The organism is Nocardia vinacea NBRC 16497 (genome assembly GCF_000308835.1).
GTDB classification, from domain to species: domain Bacteria; phylum Actinomycetota; class Actinomycetes; order Mycobacteriales; family Mycobacteriaceae; genus Nocardia; species Nocardia vinacea.
Genome location: NZ_BAGN01000180.1, coordinates 20,578 through 38,691, shown reverse-complemented (window position 1 = coordinate 38,691; position 18,114 = coordinate 20,578). Strand labels below are relative to the sequence as shown.

Annotated in this window: 12 protein-coding genes; 10 read left to right on the top strand and 2 right to left on the bottom strand. The window is 65.6% G+C overall.

All coding sequences use genetic code 11. The features are described 5' to 3' along the window. Positions 1-39 precede the first annotated feature (39 nt). Entirely contained in the window at positions 40-756 is a 717-nt protein-coding gene (locus ON44_RS24295) for an SDR family oxidoreductase (RefSeq protein WP_040694027.1), read from the bottom strand. A gap of 91 nt (positions 757-847) precedes the next feature. Between ON44_RS24295 and ON44_RS24290 the strand changes: the two genes are divergently transcribed. From ON44_RS24290 to ON44_RS24255, 8 genes are all read left to right on the top strand, one after another. Next, on the top strand, positions 848-1,432 hold the full coding sequence (locus tag ON44_RS24290) for a TetR/AcrR family transcriptional regulator (protein ID WP_040694026.1): 585 nt from the start codon (positions 848-850) through the stop codon (positions 1,430-1,432). A gap of 104 nt (positions 1,433-1,536) precedes the next feature. Beyond that, a complete protein-coding gene (locus tag ON44_RS24285) occupies positions 1,537-2,697 on the top strand; it encodes a sensor histidine kinase (protein ID WP_040694024.1) in 1,161 nt (386 codons plus the stop codon). A gap of 2 nt (positions 2,698-2,699) precedes the next feature. Continuing rightward, positions 2,700-3,353, top strand: coding sequence for a response regulator (locus ON44_RS24280; RefSeq protein WP_040694023.1), 654 nt, complete (start codon positions 2,700-2,702; stop codon positions 3,351-3,353). A 125-nt stretch (positions 3,354-3,478) separates the two neighbouring features. After that, positions 3,479-5,038, top strand: a complete 1,560-nt coding sequence (locus ON44_RS24275) for a nitrilase-related carbon-nitrogen hydrolase (protein ID WP_157187281.1) — start codon at positions 3,479-3,481, stop codon at positions 5,036-5,038. Positions 5,039-5,176: 138 nt separating this feature from the next. Continuing rightward, positions 5,177-6,448: an MFS transporter gene (locus ON44_RS24270; protein ID WP_083898114.1), complete on the top strand. Its 1,272-nt coding sequence runs from the start codon at positions 5,177-5,179 to the stop codon at positions 6,446-6,448. Between the two features lie 120 nt (positions 6,449-6,568). Next, complete coding sequence (locus tag ON44_RS24265) at positions 6,569-6,919, top strand: HPF/RaiA family ribosome-associated protein (RefSeq protein ID WP_040694107.1); 351 nt, start codon at positions 6,569-6,571, stop codon at positions 6,917-6,919. A gap of 217 nt (positions 6,920-7,136) precedes the next feature. Further along, positions 7,137-8,771, top strand: coding sequence for an MFS transporter (locus ON44_RS24260; RefSeq protein WP_051182391.1), 1,635 nt, complete (start codon positions 7,137-7,139; stop codon positions 8,769-8,771). Between the two features lie 27 nt (positions 8,772-8,798). After that, positions 8,799-9,506, top strand: coding sequence for a TetR/AcrR family transcriptional regulator (locus ON44_RS24255; protein WP_083898107.1), 708 nt, complete (start codon positions 8,799-8,801; stop codon positions 9,504-9,506). Here the strand turns inward: ON44_RS24255 and ON44_RS24250 are convergent, their stop codons facing one another. Continuing rightward, positions 9,507-10,046 carry an ester cyclase gene (locus tag ON44_RS24250; protein ID WP_040694018.1) on the bottom strand — a complete coding sequence of 180 codons (540 nt, stop codon included), beginning with the start codon at positions 10,044-10,046 and terminating at the stop codon, positions 9,507-9,509. Positions 10,047-10,330: 284 nt separating this feature from the next. Here ON44_RS24250 and ON44_RS24245 point away from each other — a divergent pair, with 284 nt between their 5' ends. Both ON44_RS24245 and ON44_RS24240 read left to right on the top strand, forming a co-directional pair. Next, a complete protein-coding gene (locus ON44_RS24245) occupies positions 10,331-16,663 on the top strand; it encodes a type I polyketide synthase (protein WP_040694101.1) in 6,333 nt (2,110 codons plus the stop codon). Next, on the top strand, positions 16,660-18,054 hold the full coding sequence (locus tag ON44_RS24240; protein WP_040694016.1) for an aminotransferase class I/II-fold pyridoxal phosphate-dependent enzyme: 1,395 nt from the start codon (positions 16,660-16,662) through the stop codon (positions 18,052-18,054). The genes ON44_RS24245 and ON44_RS24240 overlap by 4 nt, the downstream gene beginning before the upstream one ends. Positions 18,055-18,114 lie beyond the last annotated feature (60 nt).

Genomic DNA, 18,114 nt, shown 5'->3' with positions numbered 1-18,114 from the left:
TTTCGTCACCCCTTGTGACAAAAAGCCGGGCGAGGTGGGTCATTTGGGGGAGCCGAGGCGAGCGCCGCCGTCCACGCGTACCACCACACCGGTGGTGAAGGTGTTGTCGGTGAGGAATTCGATGGCCTTGGCGATATCGTCCGCGCTGCCGATCCGGCCGACCGGGGTCTGCGCCGCGATTCCGGCGAACACCTCGGCACGGGCGTCCTCGGGGAGGAAGCTCCACCATTCGGTGTCGATCACACCAGGGGATACGGCGTTCACACGCACGGGTGCGAGTTCGACCGCGAGTACGGGAACGATGGCTTCGACACCGGCATTGACGGCGGCCAGTGCGGCGGTTGTCGGCATGGCGCCGCCCGCGGATGCGGCGGAGACCAACGTGATCGACCCGTCCTGCGCGAGATGGGGCAGCGCCGCCTGAATGGTGGCGACGTGCGGCAGCAGTTTGCCGGAGACGTGGGCCTGCAGTTGGTCGAGGCCGAGTTCGCGGAACGGGGTGGTGCCGGACGGTCCGGTCACGGTGACCACCACATGGTCGACCGGCCCGACTTCCGAAAATAGTTGTGCCAGTTCATTTTCGGCGCGCGCATCCACGACCTTGCCGGTGACCTGCGGGCCGAGCTCGGCCACTGCGGCGGCGAGTCGTTCTTCGTTGCGTCCGGCGATGACGACCTCCGCACCGTTCGCGGCGAGTCGGCGAGCGGTCGCCAGGCCGATTCCAGAGGTTCCACCAACGATGACGACTTTGCTCACAAGATCCTCCTGAAGTTCGAAACACGATGATTTTCGAACCACCGTGCCTCGTTAATATATTCGAGGCACAGTGTCTTGTAAAGTGACCCGCATGACAGGAACCCGCGGTCGACCCCGCAGCGAGGACGCCAGGCGCGCGATCCTGCACACGGCGCTCGAGCTCTGCGAGCGGGATGGCTACCAAGACCTGACCATCAAGGCCATCGCGGATGGTGCGGGCGTCGGGCGGCAGACGGTCTACCGCTGGTGGCCGGATAAGGCCGCGATTCTGATCGAGGCGTTGATCGGTTTGGCCGAAGAACATGCGGCACTGCGGGTTTCGGACGAATCGGTGGATGTGCTCGTCGCTGTCGAGCGCCTGCTGACGGCCACCTTCGACCTCGCGCAGAAAGTGACGGGTCAGGCGCTGGTCGGTCTGATGGCGGACGCGCAGCGCGATCCGGCCCTGTCCGAACGATTGCAGGACACCGTGATCGGCCCGCGACGAGCGACACTGCGCGCACTGCTCCAGCGTGGTGTCGACGCCCGAAAACTGACCCCGGCCGTCCCGCTGGATCTCGTCGTCGATTTCGTCTTCGGCGCCATGTGGTACCGACTGCTCAGCCACCACGCGCCGGTGAATGCCGCGTTGGCGAAGGATGTCACGAACAGCGTCGCGACCATGCTCGCGCCGTGAGATCGCACACCTGGGCAATGAACGCCTCACTCGCGAGGATGAGTGTCGGGTCATTCGGGCGAGGGAGGCGGGTTGGTTCGGGTGCGGGAGAAACTGGATTCGCTATGAGTTCTCCCGGTGTGCTTGCTCGGACCGCGTCCTGGTCGTCGAGGCGGGTGCGCGCGTTGCCGTCAGGTGCGGTCGATATCGTGCTCGCCGTCGCGGTCACGGTGGCCAGCGTCGGGCCCGCGATCGTGATGCGCGCGCCGTGGTGGGTGGTCGGCTGCTGTGTGCTCGCGTCCGTGCCGGTGCTGTGGCGGCGGCGCGCGCCGATTCTCGTATTGCTCGTGGTCGGGCCCGCGATCACCGTGCTGGCCTGTTTGCACGCCATGCCCGCATTGCCGTACGGAACCATCATCTGCGTGTACACGATCGCGGCCTACAGCCCGACTCGGCCGCGGCGGGTTGCGCTGACCAGTGTGAGTATCGGGATCCTGATCTCCCTGGTCATTCCGAACGAGAGTCCGGATTCCTATGGTTATGCGGCCATGTTGTTCGTCACGGCGTGGGCACTCGGCACCGGTGTGCGGGCGCGGCGGCTGCAGATCGAGATGTTGCAGGAGCGGGCGCGGCGGCTCGAGGAGGAGCGAGGTGCCGCGGTCGTTCGGGAACGACTGCGCATCGCTCGGGATATGCACGATATCGTCGGCCATTCGGTCGGGCTGATGATCGTCCAGGCCGAGACCGGGCCGCTGCTGACCCATACGGATCCGGCGCGCGCCGATGCCACCTTCGCTGGCATCGCCGATACGGGTCGCGAAGCGGTGCAACAGCTTCGGCGCAGTCTCGGTCCTTTGCGCGGCACCGATGATCCGCCGCACCAGCCCGGCGTCGAGGCAATTCCTGATCTGGTGGCGATGTCGCGGCGCAGTGGGCTGGTTGTGTCGTTCGACGAATTCGGTGAGCGCCGTGTGGTTTCCGGTGATATCGGAGTCACGGCGTATCGGGTGGTGCAGGAAGCGTTGACGAATACGATGAAGCATGCGGGAGCCACCGATGTGCGAGTGTCGTTGCGGTGGTTCGAGGATCGGCTGATGGTGCGGGTCTCCGATGATGGTCCGGCAGGCGCGGTTGGTGGTGGCATCGGTTCCGCGCTGGGGCATGGCTTGATCGGGATGCGAGAGCGCGTTACCAGCGCGGGTGGGCGGCTGCGGTATGGGCGTTCGGCAAGTCTTACCGGGGGCTTCGAAGTCACCGCCGAACTTCCTATCGCACAGGGGAATTGAGCATGCGCGTGCTCGTCGTCGATGACCAGGACCTGTTCCGTGCTGGTTTCCGGCTGATCCTGGATGCCCAGCCCGACATCACCGTGATCGGTGAGGCCGCCGATGGACTCGAGGCCGTCGAGCAGGCCCTCGAACTCCAACCGGACGTCGTGGTCATGGACGTGCGCATGCCGCGCATGGACGGCGTCACCGCAACCGCCCGAATCTGCGCCGAGACCAGTGCAAAAGTGCTGGTACTGACCATGTTCCACCTGGACGAATACGTCTACGCCGCCCTGCGCGCCGGTGCCAGCGGATTCCTACTGAAAGACATACGCCGCGAACAACTGGTCGAAGCCGTACGCGTAATCGCAGCAGGCGACGCACTCCTCGCCCCAACCGTCACCCGCCGCCTCATCGCCGACCTCGCTCACCGCGGCCACCCCCGCCCGGACCTCACCCGTCAACTCGAAACCCTCACCGACCGCGAACGAGAAATCCTCCGCCACCTAGCCCGCGGCCTCTCCAACGCCGAACTGGCCGCCACCCTCGTCCTCAGCGAACACACCGTGAAATCCCACATCAGCTCCGTCCTCACCAAACTGACCCTCCGCGACCGCGCCCAAGCCGTAGTCTTCGCCTACGAATCCGGCCTGATAATCCCCGGCTGCGACTGAACCACCGCATTCTTTGTGGGTATGCGGGTCCTGGGAGTGAGGTGGGGTTCGCTCTTGCGGGCGATGTGGAGGAGGGGTGAGCGGCGGGAGCATCGAAGAGCATCCGATCGAATGTGGAGCTCTCGATGAAGCGTTACTCGGTCCTGGCGGCCATCGTGGTGTCGGCACTGCTGTGGTATTTCGGCACCGGCCTACATCCGTTGCCCGGCTTGGTATTTCTCGCACCACTGCCGGCGCTGCTGATAGCTCCGCGCGTCAATGCTGTCACGGCGTTCCTCGCGGGATTCCTGGCATGGTGTGGGAGCGGATTGCGGTATTGGTCGTACTTCATCGACACGATCGAGCAACCTGTACTCGTCACGTTGCTGCTGCTAGGCGGAACCGCCACGGTATTCGGCGGATTGGTGGTGATGACGCGTGCACTGTTGCTGCGTGGCCGTGCGGGTTCGGCGGTGCTTGCGCTGCCGACCGGTTGGGTCGCATTCGAGTTCTCGGTATCGCTCGCGGGGCAGTTCGGTGCGTGGTGGAGCATTGCCTACACCCAATTCGAACTACTACCGCTGATTCAGACAGCGGCGTTGACCGGTCCGTGGGGAATAAGCTTCCTCATCATGCTGGTGCCCGCGACCATCGCTGTACTTACGGCACCCGAAGTCACTGGCGCGCAACGGCTTCGTTTCGCAAGCGCGACCACCCTGCTGCTCGTTGCGCTAGGTGCATTCGGCTGGTGGCGCTTGGCCGTTGCGCCGGAGCGGGATACCGTGCGCGTCGGGCTCCTCGCGGTTTCCACGCCGCCGGAATATGTTCCGGTGCATTCGGCAGACGGTCGCGATATGGTCGCGCGTGCGGTGCGCGAGATCGATCGGCTCGCGGATCAGGGCGCACAGGTAGTTGTGCTCCCCGAAAAGGCTTGGACCGCAGATGAATCGACGCTGACGGCACTGTCTGGTCCGCTCACCGAGGTCGCCACGCGGCGCGGTATCCATGTCGTCGCGGGACTCGTGAAAACCACCGGCGGAATCAGTGTCAACGCCGCCATCGCCTACCCGTCGGGCGTCGAATACGCCAAGCACCGCTTGATTCCGGGTCTGGAGGACGACCTCGAGCCGGGTACCGGCTGGCAGCGCATCCCGGGCGAACCTTGGTCGCTCGCAGTGTGTTTCGACCTGGACGGTCCGGATCTGGTGCGCGAGAACCGCAACCGCGGGGCAACATTACTGCTGGTCCCGGCTCTGGACTTCATCAACGATCGCTGGTTGCACAGCCGCATGGCCGTCATGCGCGGCGTCGAATCCGGTGTCGGCATTGCGCGCGCACCCCAACTCGGCGAACTCGTGGCCAGCGATTCTCGCGGTCACATCCTGGCGTCGGCGCGGACCGATGTCACAGTGACCCGATCGGTGCTCGCCACGATCCCCCTGGACTCGGACAAAACGGTCTACGCGCGATTCGGCGACTGGTTCGCATGGCTGTCCGTGGCTGTGTTCGCGGCATCTCGTTCAGGCGGCGATCGCGCCCGGTATCCGGCCGCCAGGACGGCTGATAACGAACAGCATTCGTCGCCCAAAAACGCAAGTGTGACCATGCTCACATTTGTCCGAGATGCCGCAGGTGGCGGCGGGCCCGTCACCGGCCCGGCGAGCCCGCCGCTTGTTTGCCCGGTTTGGAACCTGGGTACCGGTTAATTCCGTGCCCGCACTCGGAAAACCGGATCGGGCCGGTCGAACGAATCGAGGCCCGTGACCGGGGCTGTTGAGGAGGCGCAGGTGACGGATCGCGAATCGGAGAAGAACACGCTACGCCGATCGGTCGCCGCCTCCGCGATGGGCAATGCCACCGAATGGTTCGACTACGGCGTCTACGCCGCGACCGCCACCTATCTCACCGACGCGTTCTTCCCGGGCGAACTCGGCACCCTCGGCACCATGCTCGGGTTCGCCATCTCCTTCCTGCTGCGCCCGCTCGGCGGCATGGTCTGGGGACCGCTCGGCGACCGGCTCGGCCGAAAAGTGGTGCTGGCCACCACAATTCTTTTGATGGCCGCTGCTACCGGATGTATCGGCCTGATCCCGACCCATGCCCAGATCGGTTGGTTCGCGCCGGTTCTGCTCATCGCCCTACGTGTCGTGCAAGGCTTCTCGACCGGCGGCGAATATGGCGGTGCCGCAACATATCTGGCCGAATGCGCCAATGACCGCAAGCGTGGATTCCTCGGCAGCTTCCTGGAATTCGGCACCCTCGGCGGGTTCGTCGGCGGCTCAGCGGTCGTGCTGCTGTGTCAGCTCATCTTCGGTTCGGATGCGATGCACGACTGGGGGTGGCGCGTGCCGTTCCTGTTCGCGGTGCCGCTCGGCCTGATCGGCTGGTACCTGCGCTCGCATCTGAACGAGTCGCCCGTGTTCACCGAGGTGGCCGATCAACCGCACCCGCCGGGCGGCGTGTGGGAGGTGCTGACCACCTACCGCCGCGAAACCCTGACGCTGATCGGTCTGGTGGTCGCCCTGAACGTGGTGAACTACACCCTGCTCACCTATCAGCCGACCTACCTGCAGAACACCATCGGCGTCGGCGAATCGACCACCACCGCGATGATGCTGATCGGGCAGTTGGTGATGATGATCGTGCTGCCGTTCTTCGGCAGGCTGTCCGACCGGGTGGGCCGCCGCCCGCTCTGGCTGGTCTCGCTGGTCGGACTCGCGATACTCGCGCTGCCCATGTACTGGCTGATGGGGCAGGGAACCGGTTGGGCCATCACTGGATTCATCGTGCTCGGCCTGCTGTACGTCCCCCAGTTGGCGACGATCAGCTCGACCTTCCCGGCCATCTTCCCGACGCATGTGCGCTATGCGGGTTTCGCCCTCGGCTACAACATCTCCACCGCGGCATTCGGCGGCACCGCACCGCTCGTCAACGAGGCGGCGATCGAATCGACCGGCTGGTCGCTGTTCCCGGCCGCGTATATGGTGGGCGCCAGCCTGATCGGACTCGTCGCCTGGTCGTTCCTGCGCGAGACCGCGGGAACCTCGTTGCGCGGCACTGTCGTTCCCGATGCGCAGCAACTGACGCCACCGGTCGCGGCGGCGCAGACGGTCTGAACCTGGGAATCTGCTGAGCGCACACCTGTGCGAGTAATGTCGGCATTGCCGGCGGATTGCTGAGTTCGCGCTTCGCGAGTCGGTAACCGTGGGCAGACACCTATCGGATTGGAGACGCTCGTGCAGATTCAGGTCAACACCGGCAGCAATATCCACGGCGGCGCATCGCTGGCCGAGCGCGTGGAATCGACACTCTCCTCGACACTCGACCGATTCGATGAGCAGCTCACTCGACTGGAAGTTCATCTGACCGATCTGAACGCCGATAAAGGCGGTCCGGACGATAAGCAGTGCGTACTGGAGGCCCGGATATCCGGTCAGCCTCCGGTCGCCGTAACCCACCGCGCGGCTACGGTCGAAGAGGCTTATACCGGCGCCGCCGACGCCATGGCCAACCTCCTCGAGAGTCGCTTCGGCCGCCTGCACCACACAAAGGGTGGCGAATCCATCAGGCACTTGCGCGTCGAATAATAGACAAAATCGACCATATTCCCATCGGTGGGAATCGGCTTACGATATCGGCGCAGCAGGTTACCCAGCCGGCCGTGGTCGTAACCATTCTCATAGGTAAGTCCGCCGCGCCCCGAAACTTGTTGATACCGAACAGATTAAAAAGCCCACACCGGCACGGAACTCGTGTGTAATACCGATCGGTAACTGGTGTGTGGGGGCTGATGAGGGTCCGGTGATGCATGTGAATGCCGTCGATATCGCGCCTCGACCGGAGGGTCCGGTCAACCGTCGGCGTACGGGAGCTTTCTGGTTCGGTCTGGTGTTGACGGTGCTCGGCACCGCCCTGCACCTTCCGATGTATCTCATGGCCCGAGACATGGGCTATCGGTTGGCGGGCATGCCCATGGACGGCGCCATGATCACCGGGATGATCCTGATCGTGATCGGTTTGGGCGTCACCACTTATGGCCTGTTCCCGCAGCGCGCTGTGCACGACACGGTGGCCGGGCTGCGGGTGCGGGCACTCGACGACGCGCCGCTCAATCGCGTGCACGTGGTGCTGCTGTTGATCATGGCCGCCGCGATCACCATCGACGTGATGAAGCCGACGACCCTGGCCTTCGTCGTTCCTGGTGTCGGCGCCGAGTACCACCTGCGCACCCCGGCGAGCCCGCATCTGGACGCGCTACCGGTGGCGCTGCTGCCGCTGTCCGGTATCACCGGCACGGTGCTGGGGTCGTTCCTGTGGGGTTGGCTCGGTGACCGCATCGGCCGCAAGGCGGCGATCCTGCTGGCCGGAATCTTCTTCGTGGGAACCGCGATCTGCGGCGCCATGCCGAGCTTCGAGCTGAATGTCGCGATGTGCTTCATCATGGGCCTGAGCGCGGGCGGGATGCTGCCGATCGCCTTCACGCTGCTCTCGGAGACCATTCCGGCGCGCCACCGCGGTTGGCTGCTGGTGCTGATCGGCGGCGATATCGCGGGGGCCTACGTCATCACCAGCTGGCTGTCCTCGACGATCGGCGAGACCTACGGCTGGCGCAGCATGTGGCTGATCGGCTTGCCCACCGGACTGCTGCTGGTGCTGCTGGTCCGCTGGATTCCGGAGTCGCCGCGGTTTCTGATCGCCACCGGCAGGCACCGTGCGGCCGAAGAGGTGCTGCGCACATACAATGCCGAGGTCATCGAGGTCGAGCAGCCGCAAACCGCTGCCGAGGATGATCTGCAGGGTGGGTTCGGTCAGCTGCTGCGCCGTCCCTTCGCCGGAATGACCATCGTGCTGGCGCTTTTGGGACTCGGGGTCGGACTGGTCACCTACGGCTTCCAGCTATGGCTGCCGACGAATCTGCGCAGCCTTGGATTCACCGGCGTCACCGCCGACAAGATCCTGCGTGACTCCGCGCTGATCGGTTTTCCGCTGAACTTCCTGGTCGCCTACTGCTACCACCGCTCGACCAAATGGACGCTGATCACGCTCAGCACGCTGCTCGCCGTCGCCCTCGGCGGTTTCGTAATCCTCGGTGACCACGTCGCCGGCAACACCACGCTGCTGTATGCCCTTCTCGTGGTGCCGATCTGGGGTTCGAGCTCGGTGGTCGCGGTCATCGTCGCCTATGGCGCGGAGATCTACCCGACCCGGATCAGGTCGCGCGGCAGCGGTGTCGCGGCGGCCATGACCAAGGCGGGCGGTGTGCTGGTCATCGCGCTGGTGGTGCTCGCCGTGGCCACGCCATCGATCACCGTGACCGCGCTGATCAGTGCGGCGCCGATCGCGATCGCGGCGGTAGTGGCCGTCGGGTTCATCGTCGAAACCCGGCGCAAGCCATTGGAAGAGATCACCGCCGAGGAATTGGGCGTCGCGGCGGCATAGCAAGGACGAGCACTGCTAGGTGAGGTAATGATCGACACTGCAACAGCGTTGGAGCCCGCACCAACCGGCTCGATGCGCGATCGCCTGATAGCGGCCACAGTTCAACTCATCTCGACGGAAGGACTCGCCTCGTTGACCGTGCGTCGCGTGGCGCGGATATGCGGGGTCTCGACCATGGCGATCTACTCCAACTTCAGCGGTATGCCGGGCTTGATCCAGGCGGTCGGCTCGGAAGGCTTCGCGCAATTGGTCGCGCGGCTGGCCGAATGCGAGGTCAGCGACGATCCGATCGCCGAAATCCTGGTGCTCGGCTTCATCTTTCGGGATGAGGCGGTGCGCAAACCCGAATTGTTCCGGCTGATGTTCGCCACCGAGTCGCCGAAGGCCGAGGTGAAGGTGCACCGCGGCAATGTGCTGGCCGATGGCAGCGATTCCGACTTCGAGAACTTCGCGGAGAGCTTCGATTTCGTGGTGCGCGCGACCCGGCGGGCGCTGGCGGCGAATCTGTTGCACAGCACGAATGAGCGCTCGGCCGCGGCACAGTTCTGGACCGGGCTGTACGGGTTCATCCAGTTGGATATGGCCGGCCTGTACGGCGACCAGGGGGTGTCGGAGGTGCTGTTGCCTTCGATCGTGAACATCCTGATCGGTATGGGCGCCGAACGCACGACGATCGAGCGGTCGGTGGCGCGTGCCCTCGAACAGGTCACCGCGCTGACCGGCCCGCACACGTGATCAGCCACGGAGTTTGACCGCGAGGCGCTGGGCGCGGGCCATGGCTCGCTCGGCGAAACCGTTGCGCTTGGGCAGCAATTCGAGTTGCAGCAGTAGTTCGTTCAGATCCCAGGTGGCCTTGCTGCGCCAGATGAGTCCGGAGCGGAACTGCCAGATGTCGACGACGAACAGATCGAACTTCTTGTTGGTGCCGGCGAATCCGGGCGGATCGATCATGCCGAGGTGGGTGCCCGTCATCCGCCACGGCACGATCGCCGCCAGCGCGTCCGAGGTGACGACCGGCTCGAAGACCGTGGTGTAACTGACATCTGGAAATGCCCGCTTGGTGTCGTGGACGAACTTCGCGACCCCGGCTCGGCCGATGATCGGTTCGCCCTCGGACGGGTCGAGCCAGCGAGTGTCCTCGGTGACGCAGGCAGCTACCGCGTCGCCGTCGCCGGTGTTCCAACCGGCGATGTAGCGCTCGACGAACTCGCGCAGCCAGTCGGTGTCCTCGATGGGCTCGGCGGCCGGGTCGAGGGCGAATTCACCAGAGTTCATGGCCGACACCGTACTTGGATAACAATGTCATGGGTTCGAATTACATTGTTATTCGAACCCATGACATTGTTATTCTTGGAGTCCGCTGTGAGGTGCGCCGACGTATAACACTGTCAGCCCCGGCGATAACAATGTCATGGCTTGTCAGATAACGCTGTAATTCCACTATGTGGACCCGATCGGTGCTCGTTGCAACAGGTTTCAGCCATTTTGTGCTGCCGATCGAATATCGAAAGTATGCTGCCTACCGTTCAATGCTCAGGGTAGAAATCGAGGACTGCGCAATGTCCGATGCAGCAATCGTCGGCATCGGCTGTCGATTTCCGGGTGGAATCGACGGGCCGGGCGCCTTTTGGGATTTCCTGATTCGCAAGGGTGACGGCATCGTCGAGGTGCCGCCGGACCGCTGGAGCCTCGACAAGTTCTACGATCCGGATCCGGACGCGCCCGGCCGGATGTACACCCGCAGTGGCGGATTCCTGACCCAGTCGCTGTGGGAGTTCGATGCCGACTTCTTCGGTATCTCCCAGCGCGAGGCCTCGATCATGGACCCGCAGCAGCGGTTGCTGCTCGAGGTCGCGTGGGAGGCGCTCGACGATAGCGGAATGGCCGGACGAATCGCGGGTCGCGATATCGGCGTCTTCGTCGGCGGTTTCATGAACGACAATGCGGTGGGCCGCAACGTGGTCCGCTCCGCGATCAACAGCCACACCCCGACGAGCTCGTCGCACACCCTGCTCTCGGCGCGCATCGCCTTCCTGCTCGACCTGCACGGCCCGGCCATGACCATCGACACCGCCTGCTCGTCGTCGCTGGTGGCACTGCATCAGGCCGTCCGATCACTGGCGCTCGGCGAATGCGACTCCGCCATCGTCGGCGGCGCCAATGCGATGCTGCAGCCGGAAACCTTCATCTCCATGTGCAAGGGCCGATTCCTGTCCGTGGACGGTCGCTGCAAATCGTTCGACGCCGCCGCCGACGGCTACGGCCGTGGCGAGGGTGCGGGTGTGGTGATCCTCAAGCCGCTCGAAGCCGCGGTACGCGACGGTGACCGCATCTATGCGGTGGTCCGCGGCAGCGGCGTGAATCAGGACGGCCGCACCTTGGCCATTCCGGTCCCGAATCCCGTTGCACAGGAAGAACTTGCCCGGCGCGTGCACACCAGCGCGGGCATCGCACCGCATGAGATCGGCTATGTCGAGGCGCACGGCACCGGGACACCGGTCGGCGATCCGGCGGAGATGACGGCCCTCGGCAAGGTGTACGGCGCAATCGACGGCCGGACCGAGCCGCTGCCGGTCGGGTCGGTCAAGAACAATATCGGTCACACCGAGGCGGCGGCGGGCGTCGCCGGAGTCATCAAGGCGGCGTTGACCGTTCATCATCGGACGATCGCGCCGCAGGCCCGGCTGGATCAGCTCAATCCCGAGATCCCGTTCGACGAACTGCGGCTGCGGGTGCCGATGGCGGCCGAACCGCTGGTCCGGCCGCTGGTGGCGGTCAACAGCTTCGGCTACGGCGGCACCAACGCGCATGCGCTCATCGGCCCTGCGCCTGCCGCAGTCGAAACCCGTTCTGGCACAACGGCAGTGCGGCTGCCGATCTTGCCGCTATCGGCGCGCAGCGAATCGGCGCTGCGCACACTCGCCGCAGGGCTGTTGGCTGCGGCCGACACCGAACCGCTCGACACCCTGACCGAGGCGGCCTGGGTGCGCCGCGCCCATCACCCGTTGCGAACCGCCTTCCGCTGCCGCAATTCCGGCGAATTGCGTTCCCAACTGGCGGAATTCGCCGCTGGCGGTGGTCAACCGCCCGCCCGTGCCATCGCGGAGGGCCACACCGACCCGGTTTTCGTCTTCAGCGGTATGGGGCCGCAGTGGTGGGCTATGGGCCGTGCCCTGCTCGCGGGCGAAGGCCCAGGAGCCGAACTGGCGCGCGAAATCGATAGGGAATTCACCGAACTCGCCGGCTGGTCGATCCTCGAGCAGATGGGCCGCGACGAGGCGGACTCCCGGATCGCGCTAACCGAGATCGCACAGCCGGCCAACTTCCTGCTCCAGGCCGCGCTGACGGCGGAACTCGCCGAGTTCGGCATTCGACCCGCCGTCACGGTGGGACACAGCGTCGGCGAGGTGACCGCGGCGTACATATCCGGTGCGCTATCGCTGACCGAGGCCGTCACGGTCAGTTATCACCGGTCCCGCTTGCAGGCCACCACGGCGGGGACCGGTGGCATGCTGGCGGTCGGGCTGACCGAGGCCGAGGCGCGTGAATTGCTGTCGGACCTCGACGCTGTGTGCGTTGCCGCGGTGAACAGCCCGTCGGCGGTCACCTTGGCCGGGGACAGTCAGGTACTGGCGGACCTCGGCGAATATCTCACCGCCGAAGGCGTTTTCGCCAAGGCGCTGCGTGTCGAAGTCCCCTACCACAGCCATCTGATGGATTCGATCCTCGATGATCTGCGCACCGCACTGGCGACGCTCGCACCGAGGGGTACCACCGTTCCCGCCTACTCGACGGTCACCGGTACGCAAGCGACGCAACAGGATTGGGGTCCGCAGTACTGGGCCCGCAATGTCCGCGATCAGGTCCGGTTCGCGGACGCGATCGGTGAACTGCTCGATGCCGGACATCGGGTCTTCCTGGAAGTCGGCCCGCACCCTGTGTTGAGCGGCAGTATTCGGGAAATCCTTGTGCAACAAGGTATTACCGGTGCCGCCATCAGCACGCTGACGCGCGGCGGCGACGACGGCGAGAACATCCTGACCGCGATCGGCGAGTTGTACCGGGCGGGCGCACTGGACGGTGACCGCCTGCCCGGTGCGATCGATCCGGGTGCCGGGCACGTCGACCTGCCGCACTATCCGTGGCAGCGGCGGTTCGTGTGGACCCAGGAGCCGGAAACGGAGCTGGATCGGATCGGCACCCCGAACGGATATGCGATGCTCGGCGATCGCACTGCCTCGGTGGCCACGGAATGGGAAGTCCAACTGTCGGTTTCGAATCTGCCGTGGCTGCGCGATCACGTCGTGGCCGGTGCCGTGGTGCTGCCGGGTGCGGCCTACCTGGATGCCGCCATGAGCGCCATCGCGCGACGCACCGGCCGGGAATCGTTCGGGCTCGAATCCGTCGAATTCATCAGCCCGCTGGTCGTCGACGAGCACGATGTGCCGGTAGTGCGGATCGGCGTGGAGGAGAGCACCCGCCGGTTCACCATCCAGTCCCGGCCCGCAGATGGTGGGGGGTGGACACTCAATGCCCACGGCCGTCTCATCGAGGCGGACGTCGACGCCACCACCGTCGCCATCGCGCCGCCCGCGGACTCGGTGGAGGTCGCGGTCGAGGAGCTCTACGAGAGCATGGCCGAGTACGGACTCCGCTACGGCCCGGCCTTCCGGCTGCTGAGCCGGGTCTGGGTGGGGACGGATAGCGTCGTCGCACAGCTCGATTCGTCTGCGACGAGCGGGCAGCGGCATCTCGCCCACCCGGCGATAGTCGATTCAGCCCTACAGTGCTTTGCCGCGCTGTACGCGAGAACGGCTGCGACACAGGCGAATTCCGGAACAGATGCCGAGGTGGTCGTGCCTGCCGCGATCGCCGGGATCCGTTGGAGTGGACCGATTCCGGTCGATCCGTTCGTGGTCCTCACCCGTGTACCCGGTAATCCGCTGCGCGCCGATATCCGCATCGCGTCCGCGAGCGGCGACGTCGCACTGGCCATGTCGGGGGTGCGGTTCCGCACTCTCACACCGCAGTCGGCGCTCTCCGAACAGCTCGACGGGCTGTTCTACGAGCCGGTGTGGGAGATCGTGACGGACTCCGCGGAACCGGCGATGCATGACCTGCCCGGTGCCGAGGAGTTCCTGCTCGTGGTCAACCTCGGCGCGGAAATCTCCCAGCGGGCCAAGGAAATCGCCAATGTGCGGATCCGGGCCGAAGTGGTGACGGTGGGCGAGCATGCCTCGGCGGCCGACAGCGAACAGCTGCTCGATCTGCTGCGCACCGCGCATTCCCGGCCCGAGGTCGAGCGCCTGCGGGTCGTCGCCGTCGCCGGGTCCGAACTCGACGGCATGCGCAATGTGTACGGGCTCGCACAGGTCGCCCAGGCGATCAAGGCCCTGCTGTCCGATGAGCTGCCCCTCGTGGTTCACGCCGTCGTGGTCACCGAACATGCGTTGTGCCTGCCGATCGACCGGTTCGCCCGGCTCGAGCATTCGGTGCTGACCGGCGCGCGCCGGGAACTGCTCAACGAACTTCCGGCCGGACAGTGGCGGCTGGTGGATACCGAACCCGCCTCCGCGGCGGCCGACATCCTCGAGCAGATCTACACCGACACCACCATCGACGAGGTGGCGCTGCGTGCGAGCGCGCGCTGGACGATCCGTTGGCGACAGACCCTCACCGATCGGCTGGCCGGATGGGATGTGCCACGGCCGCTCATCGATCCCGAACAGTCCTTCCGGCTCGATATCCCACGCTCGCGTCTGCTGCCGGAACTCGCACTGCGCACTTGCGATCGGGTCGCGCCGGGACCGGACGAGGTCGAGATCCGAATGCAGGCGGTCGGCCTGAACTACAAGGACACCCTCAAGGTGCTGGGTGTGCTCACCGAAAAGGAGCTGGACGGAACGTTTTTCGGCACCGAGATCGGCATGGACGGTTATGGCGTCGTGACCCGGGTCGGCAGCAATATCACCGATATCGCACCGGGAGACGAGATTTCGGTCGTGGCACCAGGAATCGTGCAGCGCTATGTGACGATCCGGCCCGACACCGGCGCGACCACCCGGATGGATATCTTCCCGCCCGGTACCTTCGATCCGCTGCACTGCACCTCGGTAATGCCGCTGTTCACCGCCGAAATCGGGCTCGGCGAACTGGCGCGGGTGCAGCCGGGCGAAACCGTGCTGATCCACGGCGCGGCGGGCGGTATGGGTATGGCCGCCGTTCAGGTCGCACTGCGGATGGGGGCGCGAGTGATCGCCACCGCCGGTACCGAGCAGCGGCGCGCCCAGGTGCGGGCGCTCGGCGCACACGAGGTGCTCGGTTCCCGGTCCATCGGCTTCGTCGACGAGGTGCTGCGCTTGACCGACGGTGCCGGCGTCGATGTCGTCTACAGTTCCGCGCCCGGCGAGATCCTGCAGCAGAACTTCCGGGTCGCGGGCGAATTCGGCCGCATCGTGGATATCGGCAAGGCCGACATCTACGGCTCGGGCACCATCGACCTGCGTCCCTTCGACCGGAATCTGGCATTCTTCGCCGTCGACATCGACCGCATCCTGGCCCGGCGACCCGCGCAGGTCCGCCGGGCGGCCCGGCGGGTGGTGAACGCGATGTACCACGGCGAGTACACCGCATTGCCGAACACGCCGTTCGCACTCGACCAGCTGACCTCGGCATTCGAAACGGTGGCGCGCTCGGCCCAGATCGGCCGGGTCGTGCTCGATCTGCGCGAAGCACATCCGGCGGTACGCCACATCCCGGGCGAATTCGAATTCGATCCCGCCGCAAGCTATCTGGTGACCGGCGGGTTCGGGGCCTTCGGTCTGGCCACCGCACGTCAGCTGGTGCGTGCCGGAGTCCGTCACCTGGTGCTTGTCGGTCGCAGTGGCGCGTCCACCGATGCGGCGCGAGAACAGTTGGCGCGGTTCGCGAACGAGGGTGTCGACGTACGCGAGGAGCGCGTCGATGTCGCCGACTACGACGCGGTCGCCGATCTCGTCGCGCGCATCCAGGCCGGTGGTGCGCCGCTGCGCGGTGTCATCCATGCCGCGGGCGTGGTCAACAACACCGAGATTCCCGAGGTCACTGCCGAGTCGCTGCGCGAGATCTTCGATCCGAAGGTGATCGGCGCGACCAATCTCGATCGGGCCACCACCGCCGCGGGCGTCGAGCTCGATCTGTTCGTGCTGTACTCCTCGGCCAGCGGGATCGCCGGGCTCTCACCCCAATTGGGTTATGCGTCAGCCAATTCCGCGCTCGACGCACTCGCCTGGGCGCGACGCGCACAGGGCAGGCCCGCACTGTCGGTGGATTGGGGATTCATGCGCGGCGACGGCGGTATGGCCGACTCCCGCGCGGTGTCCCGCTATGCCGAGATGACCGGATACGGCTCGCTGGATATGGATTTCGCGACCTTGCTGCTGCGGGAATGTCTGCGCTTCGACATCACCCAGCTCGCCCTGCTCGACATCGACTGGGCGCAGTGGGCACTCGCGCACCGCTCGTCGGCGCGCGCGCCGCGGTTCGTCGAACTGGTCACTGCCGCGGGTGGCGGCGCGGCGGGCACGAGCGCACTGCGCGCCGAAATCCTGGCGCTCGATCCGGAATTCCGCGGCGAGGTGGTCGCCTGCCTGCTCGCCGAACAACTCGCGGTCGTACTCGGCGTCGACGCGGACACCGTGGATCTGGCGACTCCGACCATGGAGCTGGGGCTGGATTCGCTGATGGCCATGGAATTCGGTGCGCGCGTCGTGAAAAGCCTCGGCGTCAAGATGTCGGTCCTCTCGATCGGGGCCGGACTCTCGCTCGCGGGCCTCGGCGTCAAGATCGCCGCTCAAATCGCGCACGAAGAAGCAGGTACCACCAATGACAGCAGCGTGAGGACTACTGCATGACAACTGAGAGCATCGATCCCCGTGCGCTCGCCCGTGCCCTGATAGCCAAGCACGATGCGGGCAATGGTGCCGGCACCAATCGTGCAGGCACCACGACGGCGCCGGGACCCGAACGCGGTGCGGCCGATGTGCGGGCCGCTCGCGGCCCGAGCCTGCAGACCTCCTTCCGCGATCATCCGGGTGTGCTCGAGGCCAACGAGAAATTCACCGCCTTCGATGCCTGGACGCGCGAGGCCGGTGTGCTCAATCCCTACTACCTGCCGCACGACGGCATCAGCGGGGCGGTGACCAGCTTCGCGGACCGGGACATGCTGAACTTCAGCAGTTTCGGCTATCTGGACCTGGCCGCCGAGCCGCGCGTGCATGCCGCCGCCATTGCCGCGATCGGCCGCTACGGGACGTCCGCGGCCGCGGTTCGGATGGTCGCTGGGGAGTTACCGCTCTACGGCGAGTTGGAACGCGAGCTCGCGCGAATCTACGACACCGAGGCTGCCATCGTGACGGCCAGCGGCTTCCTCACCAATGCGGCGGCGGTCGCCTTCCTGCTCGGGAAGCGCGATATCGCGGTCTGCGACTCGCTGATCCACAACAGCATCGTCTCCGGCACCGAATGGGCGGGCTGCAAACGAGTCACCTTCCGGCACAACGATCCCGAATCGCTGGACGCGATTCTGGCGATGTCGCGGCGCAGCTTCGATCGGGCCCTCGTGCTGATCGAGGGTGTGTACAGCATGGACGGCGATGTGGTCCGGCTGCCCGAAATCATCGAAGTGGCAAGAAAATACGACTGCTCGATCATGATCGACGAGGCGCATTCGTTCGGTGTCCTCGGCGCGCGCGGGCTCGGCGCGCGCGAGCTGTTCGATCTGCCCGGCGATGCCGTCGATGTCTGGATGGGCACGCTGTCGAAGGCGCTCGGCAGCGTCGGCGGATACCTGGCGGCCAATCGCGAACTCGTCGAAGGGTTCAAATACTCCGCCGCTGGCCTGAGCATGTACACGGCCTCACCCGCGCCGTCCGCGGCGGCGGCCGCACTGGAGGGTCTGGCCGTGCTGCACGACGAGCCGCAACGCGTCGCGGCACTGCGGCACAACGCCGAGTACTTCCACCGCCGGGCCCGCGAACTCGGCTTCGACACCGGTAATGGCCAGGCCACACCCATTACCCCGATCATCACCGGCGCGAACGAACCCGCGGTGCGCGCCTCGATGGAACTGCTGGAGCGCAATGTGATGGCCAATGCCATCGGGCATCCGGTGGTCCCCGAGGGCGAGGCGCGCTTGCGGTTCTTCATCAACTGCCGTCATACCGAGGCGCAGCTCGATCATGCGTTGGACACCCTGCGTGCCGTGTTCGACGGTCTCACCACGGAAGAGAGTCACCACTCGTGAAATTGCCGGTCAGTTCTTCTCTGTTGCGAAAAGCGTTGGTGCCGTTGGCATCACTTACGC